This is a genomic window from Mesocryomonas lacus (assembly GCF_055730105.2).
On sequence record NZ_JBUZWF020000003.1, the window covers coordinates 321,748 to 343,972 of the forward strand.

The following is a 22,225-nucleotide window of genomic DNA, read 5'->3' on the forward strand; positions in this document are numbered from 1 at the left end:
CCGCACCCGACAAGCCTCTTCCGGAAAGATCGTTATGTCCGCCAGCGAGACCGCCCTCAAGTTCATGGCCGGCGCCATCATGAAGCTGCAGAGCCAGGCGCAGGCGCAGGATCTTCTCCTGAAAGCGCTCTATGCCGAGCGAGCGACACAGCGGGAAATCTTTCCCGTCGAGGCGGAGGAGGAGGTGATTGCCCTTGCCACCTCGATCGAGCGGGCGCCGCGCGCGGGCTATGAGGGAGAGGAACGGCATCTCGCCGACGTTCAGGCTGCGCTGCGGCTGTTCGCCGATGGTCTTCGCGTAAGGCTGGAGGAACAGCGCTAGGCGCTATCCCTCCTGACGGAGGCACACGCGCGCTCTATCTCTGTCGATCCTGCAGGGTCTATCGCCGATCTAGCGAAGGGTCACGATTGCCGCAACGCTTTGGCGCCCGCGGCCGGCTGATCCCGCAGCAGTGGGCAACAGCCTCGGGTCCGGCGTGCACCAGTCCCACTGCTCGGGGGAACCTTAGCAAACCCGGCGTGTTCTTCGGCATCATTGGGAGGATTGCATGCGTATGTCATTCAAGTCTGTCGCGATGGCCGTGGCCATCGTCACCGCCGGCTTCACGGCCGCCCCTGCGACGGCGCAGGGCTTTTCGCAGTCGGATGTAGTCATGGTCCGAGACGGTTACCGCAGCGATCGGGCCGAGCGTCGTCATCACCGCGCCGAGCGCAGATATCACGGCGCGGAGCGCCGGCATCACCGCGCCGAGCGCCGCTATTATCGCGATCGGTACTATGATGGCCGTCGGCACAGCCGCTATTCGCGTTATGATCGCGAGCGTCGTTACGACCGTCGCCATCACCGCGGCAATGGGGTCGTGATCCGCCTGAACTAAACTTGCTCCGGCCCGTCGACCGGCTGTGACTCTGAACGACAAAAGCCCGCTTCGCGCGGGCTTTTGTTTACCTCGGCGGGGGAGGCCGGGGCGAATGAGCTCAGAGGCTAGGATAGAACTTTGACAGCGCCGCGCGCTTCCGACCATCGGCTGCAGCCTGCACGGAAAGCGCGAAGCGGCCCTCCGGATCATCTTTCCAGCGCGCGATCTGATTGGGTTCGACGGCCAGGATCATGTCGTTATAGGCGATCTCGCCCGTCTTCTCGGTAAAGCCGATGTCATTCCAGCGGATGGTGGGCATGGGGGATCTCTCCTTCTGCTTGTTGATCCGGGCGCGCATTTGGCGATCGCATCGGGCGCTTTCATGGCAAGGTTCTCCCGGCTAAACAGTCGATGGTCCGAATATTATCCACTGAGCACGCCGACATGCGAGGATCGAAGGGCGTGCTCAAACGTTATTGGCCGACTTGAACTCTGCAAGTGTGGGAATTTGATATGTCTCCTGTCGACAACGACGCCGCCGTTCGCGATCGCGCCTATATCCTCTGGGAACTCGCCGGTCGCCCCATGGGCCGCGAGCACGAGTTCTGGGCGCAGGCGTCTCGTGAAATCGAGGGGACGCCGCCGGCATCGCCGGAGCCGGTTATCGGCAAACGCGTGAAAGTCGGGCCGGAGGATGAGAGCCGCGAGAGCCAGCTGGGCGGCGTGAGTGCGGCCGAGATGGATAAGGTCGACGGCGTCCGCAGCGCCAAAGGCTGAAAGCCTGGATGGATTTAAGGAACGGCCGAGCCTCGCGCCCAGTGCGATTTGTGCGAGGACAGCCTTGCGCAAGCCAACAGGCCTATCCATCTAATGGTGGTGCAGGGCATCCCGGGAAACCGGTCGAATGCGCCGAGATCTTCTAGCTCCAAGCCGACCACGGATGTACTGGCGAGTTTGGAGTTGAGGGTCGCACATTCTCGAAAGAGACGCGGAGCCGCCGGAGACATCTCCAGGCGGCTTTTTCGTGCGCCGACGTTAGGGTGACAGCTTCGCCAGCGGCATGACCCGGGCGAGATGGAGCGAGACGGCCAGCGCGCCTGCCGCCGACATTCCGGCAACCGCCACGACGCCGCCCCAGCCATAGGCATTCCAGGCAAAGCCGCCGAGCGTGCCGATGGTGCTCGAGCCGAGGTAGTAGCCTAGGAGATAGAGCGCTGCGGCCTGCGCTCGCCCGGTCCGTGCGCGCCGTCCGACCCAGCTGCTCGCCACCGAATGCGCCCCGAAGAAGCCGAAGGTCGCGACCGCGAGGCCCATGATGATCCAGGGCAGCGGTTCGGCGCAGGTGATGGCGATGCCGAGGAGCAGCACCACCACCATCAGCCAGAGCACCTTGCGCCGCCCGAGCCGCCCCGCCAGCGCGCCGATCCAGGTCGAGCTCGCCGTGCCGATGAGGTAGATCACGAAGATCGCCGAGATCGCGCTGTGGCTGAGGGCGTAGGGCGGCGCGACCAGCCGGAAGCCAGCGTAGTTATAAAGCGTCACGAAGGCGCCCATGATCAGGAAGGCCTCGGCGAACAGCCAGGGCAAGGCCGAATCCTTGAACTGCACCGTGATCAGCTGCGCGAAGGTTCTTGGGCCAAAGCGGTTCTTGACGGAATGGCGGGGGGCCGGCAGCAGCAGCCAGAAGGCGACGGTGCTGGCGATGACGAAGACTGACAGTGCCGTCAGCGCCACCCGCCAGGAGGTGTGGTCCGCCAGAATGCCGACGAACAGCCGGCCCGCCATCCCGCCAAGGGCGTTGCCGCCGATATAGAGCCCCATGCTGAAGCCGAGCGCCTCCGGCTCCATCTCCTCCGACAGATAGACCATCGCCACCGCCGGCACGCCGCCGAGTGCAAAGCCGGTGAACAGCCGGCCGGCGATCACCAGCGACCAGTCCGGCGCCGCGGCCGTGAGCAGGCCAAGGAGGGCCGCGGCCACCAGCGAGGCCGCCATCAGGATTTTGCGGCCGAACCGGTCGGCGACCCAGCTGGCGAGGAGCAGCGCCACGGCCAGTGCCGCCGTCGTCACCGAGAGCGACAGCGAGCTCGCACCGGCGCTGAGCCCGAACTCCTCGCTGAACAGCGGCAGCAGCGGCTGGACCGAGTAGAGCAAAGCGAAGACCGACATGGCCCCGAGGAAGAGCGCGATGTTGGCCTTCCAGAAAGCCGGCGTGCCACGGGCGATGCGGGGGAGGGCGATGCGGGGGAGGGTGCTGTCCGACATGGACCTTCCGGGATGAAACTCCCGGGCCGCCGCCTCGAGCGTGGCGGCAGGCCTTCGAGCGGAAGCGGCAAGGGAAGCATTGCGTCGTACCGCTGCTGTGAGCGTTCCCGGCCGACTTGTCGAGGCCCGGGCTGCTGCGAACCACTGCCCGGACCGCAAGCGAAAACACCCCCCGGCCGCGTGAGCGGTCGGGAGGTGCGGTCTCAGAGCCTTTCGCGCAGGGATTAGCTGCGGAAGAGCGCCAGGATGTTCTGGGTCGAGGAGTTGGCGATCGACAGCGCCTGGATGCCCAGCTGCTGCTTGGTCTGCAGGGCCTGCAGCTTCGTCGACTCTTCCGACAGGTCGGCGTCGATGAGGCCGGAGACGCCCTTGTCGATGGTGTCCATCAGGGTGTCGACAAAGGTATTCTGCAGCGTGACGCGCGCCGAGACGGCACCGAGGGTCGAGGCGGCCGTGGTGACCGACATCGCGGCGTCGTTGACGACGTTGAGGTACTTAGCGAGATCGACGTCGGTGGCGTTGGTGACGTCGAGGTTCAGGATGCTGGTGCCCTTGTTCGGGGTCACCGAGCTGATGCGGATGTCCGAGTTGGCACCTAGAACCGTGCTGGTCAGGCGGATGTTGCTACCGGCGACGTCGGCGGTCAGCGTCGTGAAGCCAGCGCCCTGAATGGCCTTGTTCAGAACCGAAGCATATTCAGAAGCGGTGGTGATCCGGCCGGCGGAAGCAGTGCCGAGGGCGGACGTGATGGTGTCGCGGTTGACCGTGATGGTCTTGGACGCGGCGCCGTTCAGCTCGAGCTGGAAGGTGAGCGAGTCATTATTGTCGAGGACGATCGGCGTCGTGCCGAAGGAACCGGACATGGTCGTGGTCGCGGCTGTCGCCGTGCCGACGACACCGGTGTTCGTCGCAACGCCAGCAAGGGTCGAAAGAGTCGCGCCCGTGCCGGTGAAAGTTGCGGCGGTGACGTCGACGATCGACGTTGCACCGGTGGTGGCGCTCTTGATCGTCAGGAAACCGCCGACATCGCTCGCCGTACCGGCAGAGCCGAGACGCTGGTTGATCTCGTTGGCGAGTTCGCCGATCGTGTCGAACCTGTTGGAGTCGGTGATCGTGAACGCGAAGTTCGAGCTGTCGACGCTGATCGTCAGAGCCAAGGTCTCAGCCGTCTTGTCGAAACCGGCGCCCGAGCCAGCGGTGTAGGCAAAAGCCACGGCCTGGGTCGACGTGCCGTTCGTGGCTGTGCCGGAAACCTTCGCCGACATCGAGGCCAGACCGCCGACGAGCGAGTTGCCGACCTTGCCGGCGTCGAGGATGCCCTCGGCATTGGCCGAGCCGTCGATCAGCGCGAACGAGCTGGTGTCGACGTCGATGGTGCCGATGGAGAAGTTGCCGGCGAGGTCGCGGTTGATCGAGGACACGACGGTCTTCTGCGCGGTGTAGCCGGAGACGCCGGAATTGACCGACAGCCAGTTTTCGCCGGAGAAGCTCGACGAGGTCGCGATCGACTTCAGCTGGTTCTGCAGCTGAGTGATTTCCGACTGGATTGCAACGCGGTCGACGCCGTCCTGGGTGGCGGCGGTGAGCTTCGACTTGATCTCGTTGACGACTTCGAGGGTCTTGTTGAGGCCCTGGTAGGCGACGTCGACGGTGGCGCCGCCGAGGTTCAGTGCGTCCTTGACGGTCGAGAGCGACTTGTTGTCGGACTTCAGGGTGGTCGAGATCGACCAGTAGGCGGCGCTGTCCTTGGCTTCGCCGATTTTCAGGCCGGTGGCGACGCGGTTCTGCGACGTCTCGAGGGCGCTGTTGGTCTGCTGCAGGGTACGGAGAGCGGTGGTGGCGGCAACGTTAAAATTGATCGAGGTCATAGGTTTAGTCCCGTAAGGAGATACGTGGGACATGACGGCGAACCGTCTGAAACATCGGCTTCATGCCTGCGCCGCCGGGGTCTCCGGTCGTTGCGCTGCTTCACGTAGGAAGCTAACGATCAAATTTGAATAATCTGCTAATGAAAGTTGCCGCGCAGCATTCAGCGTCTTTTGACGTGCATATTTGCGCTGTGCATCGCACGGCGGGTCACGCCGGATCTCACGCTGGAGAAGCGTTGCCGCCAAGGCGAGGAGAGCGATCTGTCCGTCGTCCCGTATGGCCAAAGGGGGGCCGTGCGCGTCAGCCGTAGCGCGACAGGTCGAGATCGTCGGTCTGGATGTCCGGCTTCTTCTGCGAGACGATGTCCGAGAGCACCCGGGCCGAGCCGCAGGCCATGGTCCAGCCGAGCGTGCCGTGGCCGGTGTTGAGGAAGAGGTTCTCCACCGGCGAGCGGCCGATCACCGGCGTGCCGTCCGGCGTCATCGGCCGCATGCCGGTCCAGAAGGTCGCGGCCTCGACGTTTCCCGCGGTCGGGAAGAAGTCGGTCAGCGACTGCACCAGCGTCGCCTTGCGCGCCGGCGAGAGCGCCGAGTTGAACCCCGACAGCTCCGCCGTGCCGCCGACGCGGATCCGGTCGCCAAGCCGGGTGATCGCCACCTTGAAGGTCTCGTCCATGATGGTGGAGACCGGCGCCGTCGCAGCATCGGCGATCGGCACGGTGATCGAATAGCCCTTCACCGGATAGACCGGCGGCGCGAAGCCAAGCGCCCGCGTCAGCAGCGGCGAATAGCTGCCGAGCGCCAGCACGTAGGTGTCCGCCGTCATCATGCCCTTGTCGGTGCGCACCCCCGTCACGCTGCCGCCGGACGCCTCGATCGCCTCGATCGAGGTGTTGAACCGGAAGGTGACGCCGAGCCGCTCGCACTCGGCGGCGAGGCGCTGGGTGAAGATGTGGCAGTCGCCGGTCTCGTCGTTCGGCAGGCGCAACCCGCCGGCAACGAGGGAGCGCACGCCCGCAAGGCCCGGCTCTGCGGCAATGCAGCCGTCGGCGTCGAGCACCTCGTAGGGCACGCCGTAGTCCCGGAGCACGGCGATGTCGCCGGCGGTGCCGTCCACCTGCTTTTGCGTGCGGAACAGCTGCAGCGTGCCGCGCGTGCGCTCGTCATAGGCGATGCCCGTCTCGGCGCGCACCGCGATCAGCCGGTCGCGGCTGTACTCGGCGACGCGCACCATGCGCCCCTTGTTCACCGCGTAGCGCTCGGCCGTGCAGTTGCGCAGCATCTGCGCCATCCAGAGCCACATCTTCGGGTCGGGATTGGCCCGCAGCACCAGCGGTGCATGGCGCATGAACAGCCATTTCAGCGCCTTCATCGGCACGCCCGGCCCGGCCCAGGGCGAGGCGTAGCCGGGCGAGATCTCGCCGGCATTGGCAAAGCTCGTCTCCAGCGCCGGCGCCCGCTGGCGGTCGACGACGGTGACCTCGTGCCCGGCTTTCGCCAGTTCGTAGGCGGAGGTCACGCCGATGACGCCGGCACCGAGGATCAGGACTTGCATGGCAGGCGCTCCGGGAGAGGATCAGGCGGTGATGCGGTGGAAACGGTGTCCGAGGCGGGTGAGGATCTCGTAGCCGATGGTGCCGGCGGCCTCGGCCACGTCGTCGGCGCTCTGATGTTCGCCGATCAGTTCGACGAAGTCACCCGGCACCGGCGGCGCGTTGCCAGTGGCGGCGAGGTCGACGACGAAACTGTCCATCGACACCCGCCCGACGATCGGCAGCCGCGCATCGCCCCAGAACGCCGCGCCGACATCGCCGAGATGCCGCGGCCAGCCATCGGCATAGCCGACCGCGATCGTCGCGAGCCGCATCGGTCTCGTTGCATGAAAGGCGTAGCCGTAGCCGACATGGCGGCCGGCCTCGATCTCCCGGACCTGCGCGACCCGGCCGGAGAGCGCGACCGTCGGGCGAAGGCGCGGGGAGGCGGGGCCGGTGCTGATCCCGTAGAGCGCCGCGCCCGGCCGGCAGAGGTCGAGGTGGAATTCGTCGCCGAGGAAGATGCCGGCGGAGTTGGCGAGCGAGGCCGGGGCCGCCGGCAGCAGCGCCCGGGCGGCATCGAAGGCGGCCAGCTGCTCGCGGCTGGCGGCATGGTCCGGCTGGTCGGCGCAGGCGAGGTGGCTCATCACCAGTTGCAGGTCGACCGCCGCGAGCAGGCCGGGCTCGGCGGCAAGACGCGTGACCTCGTCGAAGGACAGGCCGAGCCGCGACATGCCGCTGTCCAGCTGCAGCGCCATCGGCAGGCGCTGGCCGGTACGCCGGCTGAGGGCGGCCCAGGCGGCGACCTGGCCGAAATGGTTGGCGACGGGGATGATGCCGGCGGCCGCGCAAGCCTCCTCCGCCCCGGGCACCAGCCCGTTGAGGACGAAGATCCGCGCCGGCAGCGGCAGGATCTGCCGCACTGCCAGCGCCTCGTTCAGCTGCGCCACGAAGAAGTCGCGGCAACCGGCATCGACGAGGGCGGGCACGACGACATCGACGCCGAGACCATAGGCGTCCGCCTTCACCACGCCGGCACAGCGACCCGCACCGACCTTGGCCTCAAGACGCCGGAAGTTGTCAGCCACCGCATCGGCATCGACGCGCAAAACGCCGCCCGCGGTGCGACAATCCTCACCGCTTCCGGCAAGGCTCCCGGCCGTTTCGGCAAGAGCTTGGTCGTCGACGGCCATCGCGCACTCCTGGATGAATTCCAGCTCCTACGCTATTGGCTCCATCCTGGCATTTCACGCCGAACAATCGCAGGTTCTGCCAATCTTGGCGCCTCGTTGGCGTTAAACACCGTCTGTTTGGAGAATTCTGCCATGGCCCTCGTCGACGAAGCGGACCGCCGGATCCTCGACCAGCTGAGCGTCGATGGGCGGATGACCAATGCGAAGCTTGCCGAGGCCGTTGGCTTGTCGCCTTCGACCTGCCTGCGCCGGCTGCGTGCGCTGGAAAACAGCGGCGTCATCCGCGGCTATACCGCGTTGATCGATCTGCCGGGTCCCGAGGACGCCACCGTGATCATCATCCAGATCACGCTGGAGCGGCAGACCGAGGAGTTTCTGCGCAAGTTCGAGGCGGCCGTGCGCAAATGCGGCGAGATCCTCGAATGCTACCTGATGACCGGGTCCGCCGACTATTTGCTGAAGGTCGAGGCGCGCAGCCTTGGCGACTACGAGCGCATACATACCGACGTGCTCTCGCGGCTGCCGGGCGTGTCGCGCATCCAGTCCAACTTCACCATCCGCAAGGTCGGCATCTCGCGCCGCCCTGGCTGAGGAAAGGCTTGCCGTTCTGTCACGGCCGGCGAGGGGCAATTCTCATCGCCTGTGTTCCGCTGCCGTCAGCCGTTGCTGTTGGCGAAAGGTGCGCCGCCGGCGATGAGATGGCGCAGCTGTTCGGCAGCGGTGCGCAGCGCGCGCGCCTGTTCGAGCGTCAGCCCGGCCGGATCACGTTCGATCTGCGCGATGGCGACGTCGACGGCGGCGATCATCACGTCGATGCTGTCGTTGAGCGGCTTGGCGCGGAGGATGCGGGCCAGTTCCTGCAGGCGCTGGCGCATTTTCTCGAGGTCCAGCTTCTCCGGATTGTCCCAGACCAGCTTGATCGCCGACATTGGCGGGCTGTCCGGGCTGAAGATCGCGACCACCTCGTCGTTCGACAGGCGTGGCAGCGACAGGACCGGCGCAGGCGGCGGCGCCTCGAGAATCTCCCACGCACCCTTGCGGCCGACGCCGACCACGGTCGAGCCTGGCTTGCTGGTCATGGTCCCCCTCGCATGGATGCCCTTCGAAAGCACAACCTTCGCGCGACACCATTGCCTGAAACTGTCCTGCCGGCTCCGCGAGGCTCGCTTTCGCAGCATCGGCGAGCCGGCAGTGAGCCGCCTCCGGCAACCAATGCGCGACTCCACCGCACTCGTCAGCAAAACTTACGATATCGTAATGTCATCCTCACCCCGCGTTCATCTCCTGAGGTCCATGGTCCCCTCATCGAAACAGCGGCGCCGAGCTTTCCGGCGCTCCCACAGGAACCACCTCCCATGAAGAAATCGCTCATCGTCGCCCTTGCCCTCTCCTTCTTTGCCGCGCCGGTGCTGACCGCAGTCGAGGCCTCCGCCCAGAGCCGCCAGCAGGTTCAGGAACTGCGCCAGGACAAGCGCGAGCTGCGTGAGGACCGGCGCGACGTCCGCGACAGCAAGCGCGAGGTTCGTCAGAGCCGCAAGGAAGTCCGTCAGTCGCGTCGCCCGGCCTGGATGAAGCAGGGCGGCCGTTACCAGCGCGGCGGCACCCGCGTCAGCGACTATAAGCGCTACGGCCTGCGCGCGCCGGGCCGCAACCAGCGCTGGGTGAAGGTCGACAACACCTACATCCTCGTCGGCATCACCAGCGGCGTCATCGCCAGCATCATCGCCGGCCGGTAAAGCCGCCGAAACGACATGCGGGCCGCCGTCATCAGAGGATGACGGCGGCCTTTTTCATGCGCCCGCCTCAACCGTGGCGAGAAGACCCCTTCTCCTGCCGGTATCGGAATGGCATCTCTCTGAACGCTGGCCGTGAGGCCCGCCGAATCGGACGCAAGGGGTCGGACATGCCCGGCTCCCCCGCCGAAAGGTGCAGGGAGCCTTGCTTGACCGCCGCCATACAAGACGACCCCGCCCGCCGTCTCGGCGGGATCGGCTACTGCGCCCTCGGCTACAGCCTGTTTTCGGTGCAGGACGTGCTGGTGAAGCTCCTCGTCACCACCTATGCCGTGCCGCAGGTGCTGTTCTTCCGCAGCCTCATCATCATCGCCATGGCGCTCGCCATCGGCGGCCGGTCCGGTCTTCGGGCCGTCGCCCACAGCCCCAACAAGCGCGCCCTCGCGGTGCGGGCCGGGCTGATGCTGGTCGCCTGGCTGTGCTTCTATTCAGCCGCCCGCGATCTCGGTCTTGCCCAGCTCACCACGATCTACTTTGCCGCGCCGATCGTCGTCGTGGTTCTGTCGGTGCTGATCCTCAAGGAAAAGGTGACGCCGGTTCGCTGGGTCTGCGTCCTCGCCGGCTTCGCCGGCGTGGTGCTTGCGGCCGATCCGGGCGGCGATCTCGTGCTCTACCCCGCGCTGTCGGCGCTGTTCGCCGCTGGCTGCTGGGCGCTCAGCGTCATCCTGGTGCGGATGATCAGCCGCACCGAGTCGACCACCAACCAGATGGTCGTCAGCAACATCCTGTTCGTCCTCGCCACCCTCGCCATGCTGCCCTTCGTCTGGGTCACGCCGGGCGCAGCGGATCTCGCCATGCTGGCAGGGCTCGGGCTCGCCGGCGGGCTCGGCCAGTATTTCCTGTACGAGGGTTTCCGGTTCGCGCCGGCCTCGGCGGTGGCCCCGGTCGAGTATACCGGCCTCGTCTGGGCCTTTCTCTACGGCTATCTCGTCTGGGCCGATGTGCCGACGCTGCAGGTGGTGGCGGGCGCGCTGGTCATCGTCGCCTCCAGCCTCGTGCTGATCTGGCGCGAGCACGCCGATTCCCGTCGGGCTCCGGCCATGGCCGCCGATTGATGCGGCCAGAAGGCCGCCGGCAGCCTTCGCCGCCGACGGTGTAAGGTTCGCTGCCGGCGATTTACCAGCTGTAGCTCAGCCGTCCCGTTCCGGAATAGCTCTGGCTGTCCCCCGACAGCTTGCTGTCGACGAAGCCAGCAACGGCAAAGCCGTTGGTGAAGCGGACCTCTGCCCCGGCCGAGGCGAGCAGCGCATCACCACTGTCGTCAGCGCCCTCGACGCGGAACTTCGAGCCTGGCAGCGCCCGGAAGCTGACATCGGATTCAGCGTCCTCGCCTTCGTCGTGCGCCCAGGCCAGCCGGCCCCGAAGCGCCAGCATCGCGGTGTCGTCGAGCACGATGCTCCGGCCGAAGCGCGCGCCGAGTTCGGTGCGGGTGGACGTCGTCTGATCGGAGGAGGTGTCGAGCGCGAACAGCGCGCCGCTGGCCGAAGTGGTCTCGCTGTAGGAGGGCGTGAAGAAGGTCTGCACCTGCAGCGAGGCGTAAGGCGTGACCCAACCCGAGCCGGGCAAGGCGATCAAGTCCGGCAGGTCGAACCGGTAGCCCGCCTCGATCTGCGCGGCGACGTCGTAGGCGGAGAAGTCCGCGCTGTACCGGTCGATGGCGCCGATGATGACGCTCCGCTCGGTCGAGACGTCGTTGTAGCTGGCCGCCAGAGCCGCCGACACGTAGGCCGCATCGAAGTTCCTGCGGCCGTAGAGTGCGGCACTCACCGTATCGATGCTGCCATAGCCGTTGCCGCCGGAAAGATCGAACTGGCTGTTCGAGCCGCCGATCGAGAAGCCGACCAGCGTGTCGGGATCAATGAGGTAATCGATACCGCCGGCGAAGCCCGCCGTGTTGATGTCGCGGTCATGGCTGCCGATGCGGTTGTCGCCGTCGGTCGACGTCGTGCCGCCATAGCCGGAAATCCACGCGCTCCAGAGCCGGGGATCTGGCCGTGTCAGCGGCAGCAGCGGCTCGCGCGACTGCAGCGTCGCCATCGCGCCGAGCGGCGCGGCGTCGCCAGGACCGTAGCCGAGCGCGCGGATCGTCGGCGACGGTCCGGTCGGCTGCTGGCTGTTGAAGCGCTCGTTGGCCGGGATGAGGCCATCGTCCTCCGGCGGTGCGTTTCCGCCGTCGGGGCCAGGGCCACGAGGGCCGCCGGGGGCGCCGGGGCGATCGCCGAACGGGCCGCGGTCGCCGTTGAGGCGGTCGAAGATCTGGGTCAGGAACGAGTTCATCGCCTCCCGGCCGGCGGGTGCCACAGAGGTGCCGATCTCGCCGGTCAACTGGCCCAGCACGTCCAGCAGCTGGTTGGGCGTGAGGAGCGCGAACACCAGCGGCAGCCGGCCGCCACGGCGGACCGCATTGTCGATGCCGCGGGCGACGGCAAGCTCGTTGCGCGTAGCGCGCCGCGTGACGACGACGGGTGTGGGGACGACCACCGGCGTGCTGACGACCGGTGTGCCGTCGGGCGCGGTGACGATGGGTGTGCCCGCGGGAACGGTGACGGGGGTGCCGTCGGGCAAGGTGACCACTGGCGTGCCGTCGGGGGTGGTGGTGACGGGCGTTCCCGCCGGGACGGTCACGACGGGCGTCGTCGGCGACACGATCGGCGCGATCGGCGCCGTCGTCGCGGTGCAGACCGAGATCGTGTTGGTGTCGAGCGTCACGGCGCCGTTGCGGGCGAGCGCCGCGCCGCAGTTGATGCTGGCGCTGGTGTTCAGCGCGATGCTGGTCAGCGCAAGGACCTGGCCGGACAGGACCGAACCGGTGCCAAGCGTTGCCGAGCTGCCGACGACGAAGAAGACGTTGGCGCCTTGCGCGCCATTGATCAGCGCGACGCGCGAGGCGCTGCCGGTGGTCAGCGTGCTGCCGATGTTCACCACGAAGACCGCATTGGGATTGTTCTGGGCGTCGAGCGTCAGCGTGCCGGTCAGCTGGGCGGAGGTGTCGTAGGAATAGACACCGGGTGCCAGAACCAGGCCGGCGAGGTCGCGGCCGGTCAGGTTGCGGGTCGCCGGCCGGTTGGCGAGATCGGTGTACTGGGCGACAAGATCGATCTGCGCCTGCACCGCGACGCCGTCATTGATGAAGATGCTGTAGGGCGCGGTGACGATGCCCGGCGAGAAGAAGCCGGTGACGGCGGTGCCGGGGCTGAGGCCGATATTGCCGGTGATGACGCTCGGACCGGTGTTCGTCACCGTTGATCCGGCGAGAATGGCAAAGCTCGTTAGATCTTCCGCCTGCGCGACACTCGAAAAACCTGCCGCCACGGCAAGTGGAACCAATCCTGCCATACCAAGTTTTTTTACTGAATTTCTGCGCATGCCCTGCTCCAAGACGTAGTAATTCCTGTCTTTTTTAAATTTCCTTTTAGATTCGTCTGAGCAAAATTGCTCACTCGAAATAATTTTCCGAGAGTCTAGGTTAACATTTTCGGGAGGTCGTAACGTGCAAGATATTTTGCCGGACGATTTTGATGTGAAGAATTTTCTAGTCCAAGCCGGTCTGGCTAAGAATCCAGCAAAATTTTTAAAGAACGAGAGAATTTTCGTGCAGGGCGAGGTCGCCGACACGATCTTTTTCATCTCGCGCGGACAGGTAAAGCTGTCCGTCGTTTCGCAGCAAGGCAAGGATGCCGTCGTTGCTATCTTGAACGTCGGGGAGTTTTGCGGTGAGGGGTGTCTTGCGGGTCAGCCCAACCGGATGGCGACCGCTGCTGGCATGACCGACTGCGATCTCATCCGGATTGACCGTGCCGTGTTCGCCCGCCTGCTTCAGACCGAGCCGGTGTTTTCCGAGTTCTTCGTTGCCTATCTCCTGCGCCGGACGATCCGGGTGGAGGAGAGCCTGATCGACCAGATGTTCAATTCCAGCGAGAAGCGGCTGGCCCGCACGTTGATGATGCTGGCGAACTTCGGCATTGACGGCAACTCCTCGGCGGTGGTCGCCAAGGTCAGCCAGGAGACGCTTGCCGAGATGATCGGCACGACCCGCTCGCGGGTCAGCTTCTTCATGAACAAGTTCCGCCGGCTCGGCTTCATCAGCTATGGCGAGACGCTGGAGGTCCATCCCTCGCTGCTGACCGTGATCCTCTACGACCGCTCGTCCGAGGGCAGCCTGGAACTCTGATCCGGGCGCGCCGCCAAGCGCCCTAGCGCTGGACCATCACCGGCGTGCCGACGCGACGCGGTCGTAGAGGTCGACGATGTCCTCGTTTGTCATGCGGATGCAGCCGTAGGAAACAAATCCGCCAACCGAGTTCGGCTTGTTCGTACCATGAATGGCGTATTCGCCGCCGGCGAGCGTCAGGGCGGCAACGCCGAGCGGGTTGTTCGGCGCGCCGCCGGGGATCATGTCGGGAAGGTTCGGGCTGTCGCGCTTCACCGCGGCCGGCGGCGCCCAGTTGGGACGGACATACTTGCCGGTGATCGACGACAGGCCCGTCCACTGCCGGTCCGCCCGTCCGACGCCGACCGGATAGGCCATCGCCTTGCCGGATCCCAGCAGCAAGAACAGCCGGCGTTCGGTGGTGTGGATGACGATGGTGCCGCGGGCGATGCCGGTATCCTCGAACGTGACGCGCTCGCCGGCACGGGACGCGTCGGCACTGATCGCCAATAGCAAGGCTGCCGACAGGCCGAGCGCTACGAGGGAAGAGCGGAGAGGCAAACGGAACCGGTTTCTGTGGGAGTTTCCGCGGCCGTCGTGCGGTCGGGAGCCCTCCACATGGGCCGGGCGCGGCTGAAAAGCAAACTCTTCGCCGCAGCTGTGATGCCCGCAGGACATCTGGCCGGGCATAGGCATCCCAAGATCAGTCCTCAGACGGCGTGCCGAGGAGAGCCAGCAAGGCGCTGAGATCGTCCACGCGGTGATCGGCATGCGTGCCGAGGGCCTCTGCAGCCGCCTCGGTGCGCGCGATGCCGATGGCGAGCGCGCCGGCGGCCCGGGCGGCATCGATGTCGTGGGTGGAGTCGCCGACCAGGGCGATCGCAGACGGCGCGACGCCAACATGCCGGGCGAAGGCCGTCACCATGCCGGGGCCGGGCTTGGCGCCATGGCCTGAATCATAGCCTGCCACGAAGCCGAACCATTGCTCGATCCCCAGCGCGGAAAGATGCGCGCGGGCGTTCTGCTCGGAGTCATTGGTGGCAAGGCCGATGGCGATGCCGCGCTGCTGGAGGGCGGCAAGCGCTTCGGCGTTGTCGTCATAGCCGGTGAGCGAGGCAAGACTTGCCTTGCGGTAGAGCGTGTTCACGCGGTCATCGAAGGCATCGTCATGCGCGAACCCCAGCCTTGCGGCCCATTGCGGTGCGAAGTCGCTCGTCGCGCCCGCAATTATCGGCGAGGTCGCGGTGAAGCGCTGCGTTGCCGGCAGGAAGCCGGCCGCCGCCGCCATGTCGGCAAGGCACGCGGCGTCGCCGCCGGCGAGTTCACCGAGCACCGCTGCCGTCGCCGGTCCCCAGGTCGCCTCGAAGTCGAGAAGCGTGCCGTCCTTGTCGAACAACACGCCGGAAATCTCTCTCATGCTCTCATCCTGTCGACCGGTCCTGCCTCTGGTGGGCGCCGGGGCCCGGCAACTTTCTCCAGGCGTTTCAGGGGCGAAGGTGCAGCGCGAGTTCGGCAAGGTAGGGATTGTCGGCGATGCTCTGGGCGAAGTCCTCTGGATCGAGCGTTGCGCTCAACAGCTGCGGCTTGTCGTCGGGCGCCACTACGATTCGGCTGCCATCGGGGGCGGCGATGCAGGAGAGGCCCTGGTAGACGAAGCGGCCGTCATGTCCGACATGGTTGGTGTAGACGATGAAGACCTGGCTTTCGAACGCCCGCGTCGGCACGACGTATTCCGCGACCATCCGCCCCGACCCGCCGGCGGGGAGGGCGGTCGGCACGAAGATCACCTGCGCGCCGGCCTGGGCGAGTTCGCGCACCCGCTCGGGAAACTCGACGTCGAAGCAGACGAGCGCGGCCGCCTTCAGGCCGCCGACCTCGAACACCTCGCAGGACCGGTTGCCGGCGACGAAGAGCGTTTTCTCGTAGGGTCCGAAGAGGTGCTGCTTGGCATAGACCAGCGGCGGCAGCCGCGGGCGGACGATTAACGCGGCGTTGATCACGCCCTCGCCTTCGCGGAGCGCAATGCCGGTCACCACCGTGATGCCGTTCGCATCCGCCAGCTTGCTGAGCTCGCTGACCGTCTCGCCGTCGATCGTCCCGGCGGCGTCGCGGATCGGGTCGCCGGCGCCGTAGCCGGTCAAGGCGAGCTCGGGCAGGACGATGACGTCGGCGCCATCCGACGCGGCATCGATGATCATCCACCGGATGGCGGCGAGACGGGCGACGGGATCGCCCATGTCGGCACCGAGCTGACAGGCACGCACCTGCATCGAAAGGTCCTTGTCTCCAGGCGCACCCGGTCTCTATGGCCCGCAGCGCGAACCGATGGCCCGCAGTGCGGGCCGATGGCGCCGGACTACCGTCGCCTTGCGTCGGGATCGTGGCCGTCAGCCCCGCAGAAACGTTACCGTATCCTGCAGCGTCAGGGCGAACCGGTCGAGCATGTCCATGATTTCCGTCTCGGTAATGATCAGCGGCGGGCAAAAGGCGATCTGGTCGCCGATGGCGCGGATGATCAGGCCGTGCTCGTGCGCCTTCTGGAAGACGAAGCCGCCGGCCTTGCCGACCGGGTCGAAGCGGGTCTTGTTCGCCTTGTCGGCGACCAGCTCCAGCGCCGCGATCAGGCCGACGCCGCGGACCTCGCCGACCAGCGGGTGGTCGGTGAAACGCCGGCGCAGCTCCGACTGCAGGATTTCGCCCATCGCTTTGGCATTGGCGACAAGACCCTTCTCCTCGATGATGTCGAGGTTCTCGAGGCCGACCGCCGTCGCCACCGGGTGCGCGCCGGCGGTGTAGCCATGGCCGAGCGTGCCGATCTTGGCCGTGTTGTCGGCGATGCCCTGGTAGATTTCATCCGACAGGAGAACCGCGGCGAGCGGCTGGTAGGACGAGGTGATCTGCTTCGACAAGACCAGCATGTCCGGCTCGATGCCGTAATACTCGCAGGCGAACATGGTGCCGAGGCGGCCAAAGCCGTTGATCACCTCGTCGGCGACGATAAGGACGTCGTACTTGCGGCAGATCCCCTGAACCTTCGCCCAATAGCCTTCCGGCGGCGGCAGCACGCCGCCCGCGCCCATCAAAGGCTCGCCGATGAAGGCGGCAATGGTCTCCGGCCCGGCGTCGAGGATCGTCTGCTCAAGTTCTGCCGCGAGGCGATCGGTGAACTCGGCCTCGGTCTCGCCGGCAAGGCCGTAGCGGTAGAAATGCGGGCAGGTGACGTGCTTGACCGGAATGATCGGCAGGTCGAAGTCGCGGTGGTTGGTCGGCAGGCCGGTCAGCGAGGCCGACGCCATGGTGATGCCGTGATAGGCGTTGACGCGGGAAATGAAGGTCTTCTTCTCCGGCCTGCCGCGGGCATTGTTGTAGTACCAGACCAGCTTGACGACGGTGTCGTTGGCTTCCGAGCCAGAATTCGTGAAGAACACCTTGGCGAGCTTCTCCGGGCTCATCTTCACCAGGCGCTCGGCGAGGTTGATCGCCGGCTCGTTCGATTTGTGGCTGAACGAGTGATAGTAGGGCAGCTTCTGCAGCTGCTTGTAGGCAGCATCCGCCAGCCGCTTCTCGCCGAAGCCGACGCCGACGCTCCAGAGGCCCGCCATCGCCTCGATATACTTGTTGCCCTGGTCGTCGAAGACATGGATGCCCTCGCCGCGGTCGATGACAATCGGCCCGATCTCCTCGTGCTTGCGTGCATTGGTGGCGGCATGCAGCACGTATTCGACGTCGCGGGCATAGATGGAATTCGGCAGCGGCTTCATGGGACAGGGCTTTCCAACGCTTCGATCGAGCGATCCTAGCACTGCCGCCCGCGGCTCCGCAAAACTTCCCGGAACAATTTCCTGCCTATTTCTTGACGTCGCTTAAATTTTGGAACCGGCGGCTGAGAAAGCGTGACTGCGCCCAGCCGAAACGCCAGGCCGTCTCCGCGCCGCGGGTGATGCCGATGCGCGGGCCGGCGACGAGCGGCGGCGCCGCGGCGGGCATTGTGATCGCAAAAGGCGGCGCATCGAGCGCCATCCCGTCATGCCCGCGGTCGACCGCCAGCGCTTGGCACAACCGCCCCGGTCCGGCGCCTAGCTTGCGGATGTCCTCCATCCGCCGCCTGGCGCGCATCTCGTCGATCCCCACCGTCGGCTCGATCGCGCGGATCAGCACCGCCGCCCCGTCGCCCTCCGGCTCGCACACGAAATTGAGGCACCAGTGGATGCCGTAGGAGCGGTAGACGTAGGCGCGCCCCGGAGGACCGAACATCGCCGCATTGCGGGGTGTCATGCCGTTGACGCTGTGCGAAGCGGGGTCGGTGCCGTCATAGGCCTCGGTCTCGACGATCACGCCGCCGACGCCGTCTACCGTCAGCGTGCAACCGATAAGGTCGGCCGCCACCACGGCCGCCGGCCGATCGAAGAAGTCCCGTCCCAGCACCCGCTCTTTTCCCCCCGGCCGCGCCGACGTAATGTTGCCAGCGAGATAGCGTCGTCGAGACGGCTCGCCATAGGCCTTATAGTGATATAAGGATATGTTTATGTGAAGTGGCATTGCGCCGAGGTGACCCATGACCGACATCACCGATCATCTGTTCGACGCGGCCCAAGCGCCGCGCGACGACGCCCGGACCGCGCTGATGAAGGCGGCGTCGGAGCGCATCCTGATCCTCGACGGGGCCATGGGCACGCAGATCCAAGGGCTCGGCTACGAGGAGAGCCACTTCCGCGGCGACCGCTTCGAGGGCTGCGCTTGCCATCTCCAAGGCAATAACGACCTCCTGATCCTGACGCAGCCGAAGTCGATCGAGGCGATCCACTACGCCTACGCCATTGCCGGCGCCGACATCATCGAGACCAACACCTTCTCCTCAACCTCGATCGCCCAGGCCGATTACGGCATGGAGGACCAGGTCTATGAGCTCAACCGCGACGGCGCCCGCCTCGTGCGGCGCGCCTGCATCCGCGCCGAACAGGAGGATGGCAAGCGCCGCTTTGTCGCCGGCGCGCTCGGGCCGACCAACCGCACCGCCTCGATCTCGCCCGACGTCAACAATCCCGGTTTCCGCGCCACTTCCTTCGACGAGCTGCGCCTCGCCTATGGCGAGCAGCTGCGCGGCCTCATCGACGGAGGCGCCGACCTTATCCTGATCGAGACGATCTTCGACACCTTGAACGCCAAGGCCGCGATCTTCGCCTGCAACGAGATTTTCCTCGAAAAGGGCGTCGACCTGCCGGTGATGATCTCCGGCACCATCACGGACTTGTCCGGTCGTACCCTGTCCGGCCAGACGCCGACCGCCTTCTGGCACTCGGTGCGCCATGCTCGGCCCTTCACCGTCGGCCTCAACTGCGCGCTGGGTGCCGCCGCCATGCGCGAGCACCTCGCCGAGATCTCCGGCGTCGCCGACACGCTGGTCTGCGCCTATCCGAATGCCGGCCTGCCGAACGAGTTCGGCCAGTACGACGAGAGCCCGGAGGAGATGGCCGCGCAGATCGCGGGTTTTGCCGACGAGGGCCTCCTCAACATCGTCGGCGGCTGCTGCGGCTCGACGCCCGACCATATCCGCGCCATCGCCGCGGCCGTCGCCGGCAAGCCGCCGCGCGCAGTGCCCGAGCATGTGCCGGTGATGCGCCTGTCCGGCCTTGAGCCGTTCACGCTGACCTCGGACATCCCCTTCGTCAACGTCGGCGAGCGGACCAACGTTACCGGCTCGGCGAAATTCCGCAAGCTGATCACCGCCGGCGACTTCAACGCCGCCCTCGTCGTCGCGCGCGACCAGGTCGAGAACGGCGCCCAGATCATCGACATCAACATGGACGAGGGCCTGATCGACTCCGAACGCGCGATGGTCGAGTTCCTCAACCTCGTCGCCGCCGAGCCGGACATCGCCCGCGTGCCCGTGATGATCGACAGTTCCAAATGGTCGATCATCGAGGCCGGCCTGAAATGTGTCCAGGGCAAGCCGCTGGTCAATTCGATCTCGATGAAGGAGGGCGAGGAGGCCTTCCTGCGCCAGGCGCGACTGGTCCGCGCCTATGGCGCGGCCGTCGTCGTCATGGCCTTCGACGAGGAGGGGCAGGCCGATACCGAGGCGCGCAAGGTCGAGATCTGCACCCGCGCCTACAAGCTCCTGACCGAGGAGATCGGCTTCCCGCCGGAGGACATCATCTTCGATCCCAACGTCTTTGCGGTGGCCACCGGCATCGAGGAGCACAACAACTACGGCGTCGACTTCATCGGCGCGACCCGGCGGATCACCGAGACGCTGCCGCATGTCCACATCTCCGGCGGCATCTCCAACCTTTCCTTCTCGTTCCGCGGCAACGAGCCGGTGCGCGAGGCGATGCATGCGGTCTTCCTCTACCACGCCATCCAGGCGGGCATGGACATGGGCATCGTCAATGCCGGCCAGCTCGCCGTCTACGAGACGATCGATGCAGAACTGAGGGAAGCCTGCGAGGACGTCGTCCTCAACCGCACGCCGAAAGGCGAGGGCAACGCGACCGACCGCCTCTTGGAGCAGGCCGAGAAGTATCGCGGCACCGCCGGCAAGGAGGCCCGCGTCCAGGATCTCGCCTGGCGCGAATGGCCGGTCGACAAGCGGCTGGCGCACGCGCTGGTCAACGGCATCACCGAATACATTGACGTCGATACCGAGGAGGCGCGGCTCGGCGTCTCCCGCCCGCTGCACGTGATCGAAGGGCCGCTGATGGCTGGCATGAACGTCGTCGGCGACCTCTTCGGCGCCGGCAAGATGTTCCTGCCGCAGGTGGTGAAGTCGGCGCGCGTGATGAAGCAGGCGGTGGCGATCCTGCTTCCGCACATGGAGGCGGAGAAGCTCGCCAATGGCGGCGCCGAGCGCCAGGCCGCCGGCAAGGTGCTGATGGCGACCGTCAAGGGCGACGTGCACGACATCGGCAAGAACATCGTCGGCGTCGTCCTCGCCTGCAACAATTACGAGATCATCGACCTCGGCGTCATGGTGCCGGCGACGCGCATCCTCGAGGAGGCGAAGAAGCACAATGTCGACGTCATCGGCCTCTCCGGCCTGATCACGCCCTCGCTCGACGAGATGGTGCATGTCGCCGCCGAGATGGAGCGCGAGGGTTTCAACATCCCGCTCCTTATTGGCGGGGCAACGACCAGCCGCGTCCACACGGCGGTGAAGATCGACCCGCGCTACAATGCCGGCCAGACCATATACGTCACCGATGCCAGCCGCGCCGTCGGCGTCGTCTCCAGCCTGCTCTCGCCCGAGGGCAAGGACGCCTACATCTCCGGCATCCGCGACGAATACGTGAAGGTCGCCGCCAACCACGCCCGCAGCGAATCCGAGAAGAAGCGCCTGCCGCTGGAGCGCGCCCGCGAGAACGCCATGCAGCTAGACTGGACAGGCTACGCTCCGCCCAAGCCGAGCTTCCTCGGCACCCGCGTCTTCGAGGAATACGATCTTGCCGCGCTTGCCGACTACATCGACTGGACGCCCTTCTTCCAGACCTGGGAGCTGAAGGGCCGCTATCCCGCGATCCTCGAGGACGAGAAGCAAGGCGAGGCCGCGCGGGCCCTCTTTGCCGATGCGCAGGCCATGCTGAAGCAGATCATCGCGGAGAAGTGGTTCCACCCCAAGGCCGTGGTGGGCTTCTGGCCGGCGGGTGCGGTCGGCGATGACATCCGCCTGTTCACCGACGAGACGCGCGAGGCGGAGAAGGCGACCTTCTACACCCTCCGCCAGCAGCTCTCCAAGCGCGACGGCCGCCCCAACATGGCGCTCTCCGACTTCGTCGCGCCTGTGGGTTCGGGCGCTGCGGACTATGTCGGCGGCTTCGTGGTGACGGCAGGGATCGAGGAGGAGGAGATCTCCAAGCGCTTTGCCCGCAACAACGACGACTACGCCTCCATCCTCGTCAAGGCGCTCGCCGACCGCTTCGCCGAAGCCTTTGCGGAAGCCATGCACGAAAAAGTCCGGCGCGAGTTCTGGGGCTATGGCGCCGACGAGACGTTCAAGCCGGACGAGCTCGCCGGCGAGCCCTACCGCGGCATCCGCCCGGCGCCCGGCTACCCCGCCCAGCCCGACCACACCGAAAAGCGCACGCTTTTCGGCCTCCTCGACGCCGAGGCGGCGATCGGTGTGACGCTGACCGAGAGCTACGCCATGTGGCCCGGCTCCTCCGTCGCCGGCATCTACCTCTCCCACCCCGACGCGCACTACTTCGGCGTCGCAAAGGTCGAGCGCGACCAGGTCGAGGATTATGCGGCGCGCAAGAAGATGCCGTTGGCGGAGGTGGAACGCTGGCTCGGGCCGATCCTCAATTACGTGCCGGTGGCGGAGGCAGCGGAGTAGGAAGGTTGCAAAAGAAGGCGCGGCTCCCACCGCGTCGTCATCCCTCTTGCTCTAGAGGCCCCGAAAAAGCTGCCGCGACACCTGAAATCTCATCGTCCCGGCGTTAAGCCTGGCGACCTTAAAGGACAGGCCGCAACACCCAAAGCTTCGTCATCCCGGACTTGATCCGGGATCCATTCCTCTCCGCGTCAATAGCCCTCCGGTTCAGAACACTCGGGAATGTCGACCGTTACTC

Annotated in this window: 19 protein-coding genes and 1 pseudogene; 8 read left to right on the plus strand and 12 right to left on the minus strand. The window is 66.2% G+C overall.

The window, feature by feature from the left end; all coding sequences use genetic code 11:
• Positions 1 to 34: 34 nt before the first annotated feature.
• Both ACZLZQ_RS11355 and ACZLZQ_RS11360 read left to right on the plus strand, forming a co-directional pair.
• Positions 35 to 322 carry a hypothetical protein gene (locus ACZLZQ_RS11355; RefSeq protein WP_472932839.1) on the plus strand — a complete coding sequence of 96 codons (288 nt, stop codon included), beginning with the start codon at positions 35 to 37 and terminating at the stop codon, positions 320 to 322.
• A 226-nt stretch (positions 323 to 548) separates the two neighbouring features.
• Positions 549 to 878, plus strand: coding sequence for a hypothetical protein (locus tag ACZLZQ_RS11360; protein WP_472949456.1), 330 nt, complete (start codon positions 549 to 551; stop codon positions 876 to 878).
• A 100-nt stretch (positions 879 to 978) separates the two neighbouring features.
• Here the strand turns inward: ACZLZQ_RS11360 and ACZLZQ_RS11365 are convergent, their stop codons facing one another.
• Positions 979 to 1,179 (minus strand): hypothetical protein, encoded by a 201-nt coding sequence (locus ACZLZQ_RS11365; protein ID WP_472932835.1) that lies wholly within the window; start codon positions 1,177 to 1,179, stop codon positions 979 to 981.
• Between the two features lie 194 nt (positions 1,180 to 1,373).
• On the opposite strand from ACZLZQ_RS11365, the gene ACZLZQ_RS11370 reads away from it, so the two are divergent.
• Complete coding sequence (locus tag ACZLZQ_RS11370; RefSeq protein WP_472949457.1) at positions 1,374 to 1,637, plus strand: DUF2934 domain-containing protein; 264 nt, start codon at positions 1,374 to 1,376, stop codon at positions 1,635 to 1,637.
• A 258-nt stretch (positions 1,638 to 1,895) separates the two neighbouring features.
• Here ACZLZQ_RS11370 and ACZLZQ_RS11375 read toward each other — a convergent pair whose 3' ends face one another.
• From ACZLZQ_RS11375 to alr, 4 genes are all read right to left on the minus strand, one after another.
• Positions 1,896 to 3,125, minus strand: a complete 1,230-nt coding sequence (locus ACZLZQ_RS11375) for an MFS transporter (protein WP_472949458.1) — start codon at positions 3,123 to 3,125, stop codon at positions 1,896 to 1,898.
• Positions 3,126 to 3,349: 224 nt separating this feature from the next.
• Positions 3,350 to 4,993 (minus strand): flagellin N-terminal helical domain-containing protein, encoded by a 1,644-nt coding sequence (locus ACZLZQ_RS11380; protein WP_472932830.1) that lies wholly within the window; start codon positions 4,991 to 4,993, stop codon positions 3,350 to 3,352.
• A 301-nt stretch (positions 4,994 to 5,294) separates the two neighbouring features.
• Entirely contained in the window at positions 5,295 to 6,548 is a 1,254-nt protein-coding gene (locus ACZLZQ_RS11385) for a D-amino acid dehydrogenase (protein WP_472949459.1), read from the minus strand.
• Between the two features lie 21 nt (positions 6,549 to 6,569).
• Positions 6,570 to 7,718, minus strand: coding sequence for an alanine racemase (gene alr / locus ACZLZQ_RS11390; protein ID WP_472949460.1), 1,149 nt, complete (start codon positions 7,716 to 7,718; stop codon positions 6,570 to 6,572).
• Between the two features lie 132 nt (positions 7,719 to 7,850).
• Here alr and ACZLZQ_RS11395 point away from each other — a divergent pair, with 132 nt between their 5' ends.
• Positions 7,851 to 8,309 carry an Lrp/AsnC family transcriptional regulator gene (locus ACZLZQ_RS11395; RefSeq protein ID WP_472949461.1) on the plus strand — a complete coding sequence of 153 codons (459 nt, stop codon included), beginning with the start codon at positions 7,851 to 7,853 and terminating at the stop codon, positions 8,307 to 8,309.
• 65 nt (positions 8,310 to 8,374) lie between these two features.
• Here ACZLZQ_RS11395 and ACZLZQ_RS11400 read toward each other — a convergent pair whose 3' ends face one another.
• The gene (locus tag ACZLZQ_RS11400) at positions 8,375 to 8,797 is read right to left on the minus strand and encodes a hypothetical protein (protein WP_472949462.1); all 423 of its coding nucleotides are present in this window, start codon (positions 8,795 to 8,797) and stop codon (positions 8,375 to 8,377) included.
• A gap of 276 nt (positions 8,798 to 9,073) precedes the next feature.
• On the opposite strand from ACZLZQ_RS11400, the gene ACZLZQ_RS11405 reads away from it, so the two are divergent.
• Both ACZLZQ_RS11405 and ACZLZQ_RS11410 read left to right on the plus strand, forming a co-directional pair.
• A complete protein-coding gene (locus ACZLZQ_RS11405) occupies positions 9,074 to 9,454 on the plus strand; it encodes an RcnB family protein (protein ID WP_472949463.1) in 381 nt (126 codons plus the stop codon).
• A gap of 206 nt (positions 9,455 to 9,660) precedes the next feature.
• Complete coding sequence (locus ACZLZQ_RS11410) at positions 9,661 to 10,566, plus strand: DMT family transporter (RefSeq protein ID WP_472949464.1); 906 nt, start codon at positions 9,661 to 9,663, stop codon at positions 10,564 to 10,566.
• A 61-nt stretch (positions 10,567 to 10,627) separates the two neighbouring features.
• Here the strand turns inward: ACZLZQ_RS11410 and ACZLZQ_RS11415 are convergent, their stop codons facing one another.
• Positions 10,628 to 12,877, minus strand: coding sequence for an ice-binding family protein (locus tag ACZLZQ_RS11415; protein ID WP_472949465.1), 2,250 nt, complete (start codon positions 12,875 to 12,877; stop codon positions 10,628 to 10,630).
• A 124-nt stretch (positions 12,878 to 13,001) separates the two neighbouring features.
• Between ACZLZQ_RS11415 and ACZLZQ_RS11420 the strand changes: the two genes are divergently transcribed.
• On the plus strand, positions 13,002 to 13,682 hold the full coding sequence (locus ACZLZQ_RS11420; RefSeq protein ID WP_472932820.1) for a Crp/Fnr family transcriptional regulator: 681 nt from the start codon (positions 13,002 to 13,004) through the stop codon (positions 13,680 to 13,682).
• A 22-nt stretch (positions 13,683 to 13,704) separates the two neighbouring features.
• Here ACZLZQ_RS11420 and ACZLZQ_RS11425 read toward each other — a convergent pair.
• From ACZLZQ_RS11425 to ACZLZQ_RS11445, 5 genes and pseudogenes are all read right to left on the minus strand, one after another.
• Positions 13,705 to 14,165 (minus strand): annotated as a pseudogene (locus ACZLZQ_RS11425) (L,D-transpeptidase).
• A gap of 199 nt (positions 14,166 to 14,364) precedes the next feature.
• Positions 14,365 to 15,078: an HAD family hydrolase gene (locus tag ACZLZQ_RS11430; protein WP_472949466.1), complete on the minus strand. Its 714-nt coding sequence runs from the start codon at positions 15,076 to 15,078 to the stop codon at positions 14,365 to 14,367.
• A gap of 67 nt (positions 15,079 to 15,145) precedes the next feature.
• Positions 15,146 to 15,931, minus strand: a complete 786-nt coding sequence (locus ACZLZQ_RS11435) for a nitrilase-related carbon-nitrogen hydrolase (protein WP_472949467.1) — start codon at positions 15,929 to 15,931, stop codon at positions 15,146 to 15,148.
• A gap of 117 nt (positions 15,932 to 16,048) precedes the next feature.
• A complete protein-coding gene (locus tag ACZLZQ_RS11440; protein WP_472949468.1) occupies positions 16,049 to 17,422 on the minus strand; it encodes an aspartate aminotransferase family protein in 1,374 nt (457 codons plus the stop codon).
• Between the two features lie 85 nt (positions 17,423 to 17,507).
• Complete coding sequence (locus ACZLZQ_RS11445) at positions 17,508 to 18,083, minus strand: DNA-3-methyladenine glycosylase (RefSeq protein ID WP_472949909.1); 576 nt, start codon at positions 18,081 to 18,083, stop codon at positions 17,508 to 17,510.
• Positions 18,084 to 18,216: 133 nt separating this feature from the next.
• Between ACZLZQ_RS11445 and metH the strand changes: the two genes are divergently transcribed.
• The gene (gene metH, locus ACZLZQ_RS11450) at positions 18,217 to 21,990 is read left to right on the plus strand and encodes a methionine synthase (protein WP_472949469.1); all 3,774 of its coding nucleotides are present in this window, start codon (positions 18,217 to 18,219) and stop codon (positions 21,988 to 21,990) included.
• Positions 21,991 to 22,225: the final 235 nt, after the last annotated feature.

Bases quoted from the DNA above. Each gene is read 5' to 3' on its own strand.
- ACZLZQ_RS11355 (WP_472932839.1), top strand. From the start codon at position 35: ATGTCCGCCAGCGAGACCGCCCTCAAGTTCATGGCCGGCGCCATCATG.
- ACZLZQ_RS11370 (WP_472949457.1), top strand. From the start codon at position 1,374: ATGTCTCCTGTCGACAACGACGCCGCCGTTCGCGATCGCGCCTATATC.
- alr (WP_472949460.1), bottom strand. From the start codon at position 7,718: ATGGCCGTCGACGACCAAGCTCTTGCCGAAACGGCCGGGAGCCTTGCC.
- ACZLZQ_RS11415 (WP_472949465.1), bottom strand. From the start codon at position 12,877: ATGCGCAGAAATTCAGTAAAAAAACTTGGTATGGCAGGATTGGTTCCA.
- metH (WP_472949469.1), top strand. From the start codon at position 18,217: ATGACCGACATCACCGATCATCTGTTCGACGCGGCCCAAGCGCCGCGC.
- ACZLZQ_RS11400 (WP_472949462.1), bottom strand. From the start codon at position 8,797: ATGACCAGCAAGCCAGGCTCGACCGTGGTCGGCGTCGGCCGCAAGGGT.
- ACZLZQ_RS11405 (WP_472949463.1), top strand. From the start codon at position 9,074: ATGAAGAAATCGCTCATCGTCGCCCTTGCCCTCTCCTTCTTTGCCGCG.
- ACZLZQ_RS11435 (WP_472949467.1), bottom strand. From the start codon at position 15,931: ATGCAGGTGCGTGCCTGTCAGCTCGGTGCCGACATGGGCGATCCCGTC.
- ACZLZQ_RS11385 (WP_472949459.1), bottom strand. From the start codon at position 6,548: ATGCAAGTCCTGATCCTCGGTGCCGGCGTCATCGGCGTGACCTCCGCC.
- ACZLZQ_RS11395 (WP_472949461.1), top strand. From the start codon at position 7,851: ATGGCCCTCGTCGACGAAGCGGACCGCCGGATCCTCGACCAGCTGAGC.
- ACZLZQ_RS11440 (WP_472949468.1), bottom strand. From the start codon at position 17,422: ATGAAGCCGCTGCCGAATTCCATCTATGCCCGCGACGTCGAATACGTG.
- ACZLZQ_RS11380 (WP_472932830.1), bottom strand. From the start codon at position 4,993: ATGACCTCGATCAATTTTAACGTTGCCGCCACCACCGCTCTCCGTACC.
- ACZLZQ_RS11360 (WP_472949456.1), top strand. From the start codon at position 549: ATGCGTATGTCATTCAAGTCTGTCGCGATGGCCGTGGCCATCGTCACC.
- ACZLZQ_RS11365 (WP_472932835.1), bottom strand. From the start codon at position 1,179: ATGCCCACCATCCGCTGGAATGACATCGGCTTTACCGAGAAGACGGGC.
- ACZLZQ_RS11375 (WP_472949458.1), bottom strand. From the start codon at position 3,125: ATGTCGGACAGCACCCTCCCCCGCATCGCCCTCCCCCGCATCGCCCGT.
- ACZLZQ_RS11430 (WP_472949466.1), bottom strand. From the start codon at position 15,078: ATGAGAGAGATTTCCGGCGTGTTGTTCGACAAGGACGGCACGCTTCTC.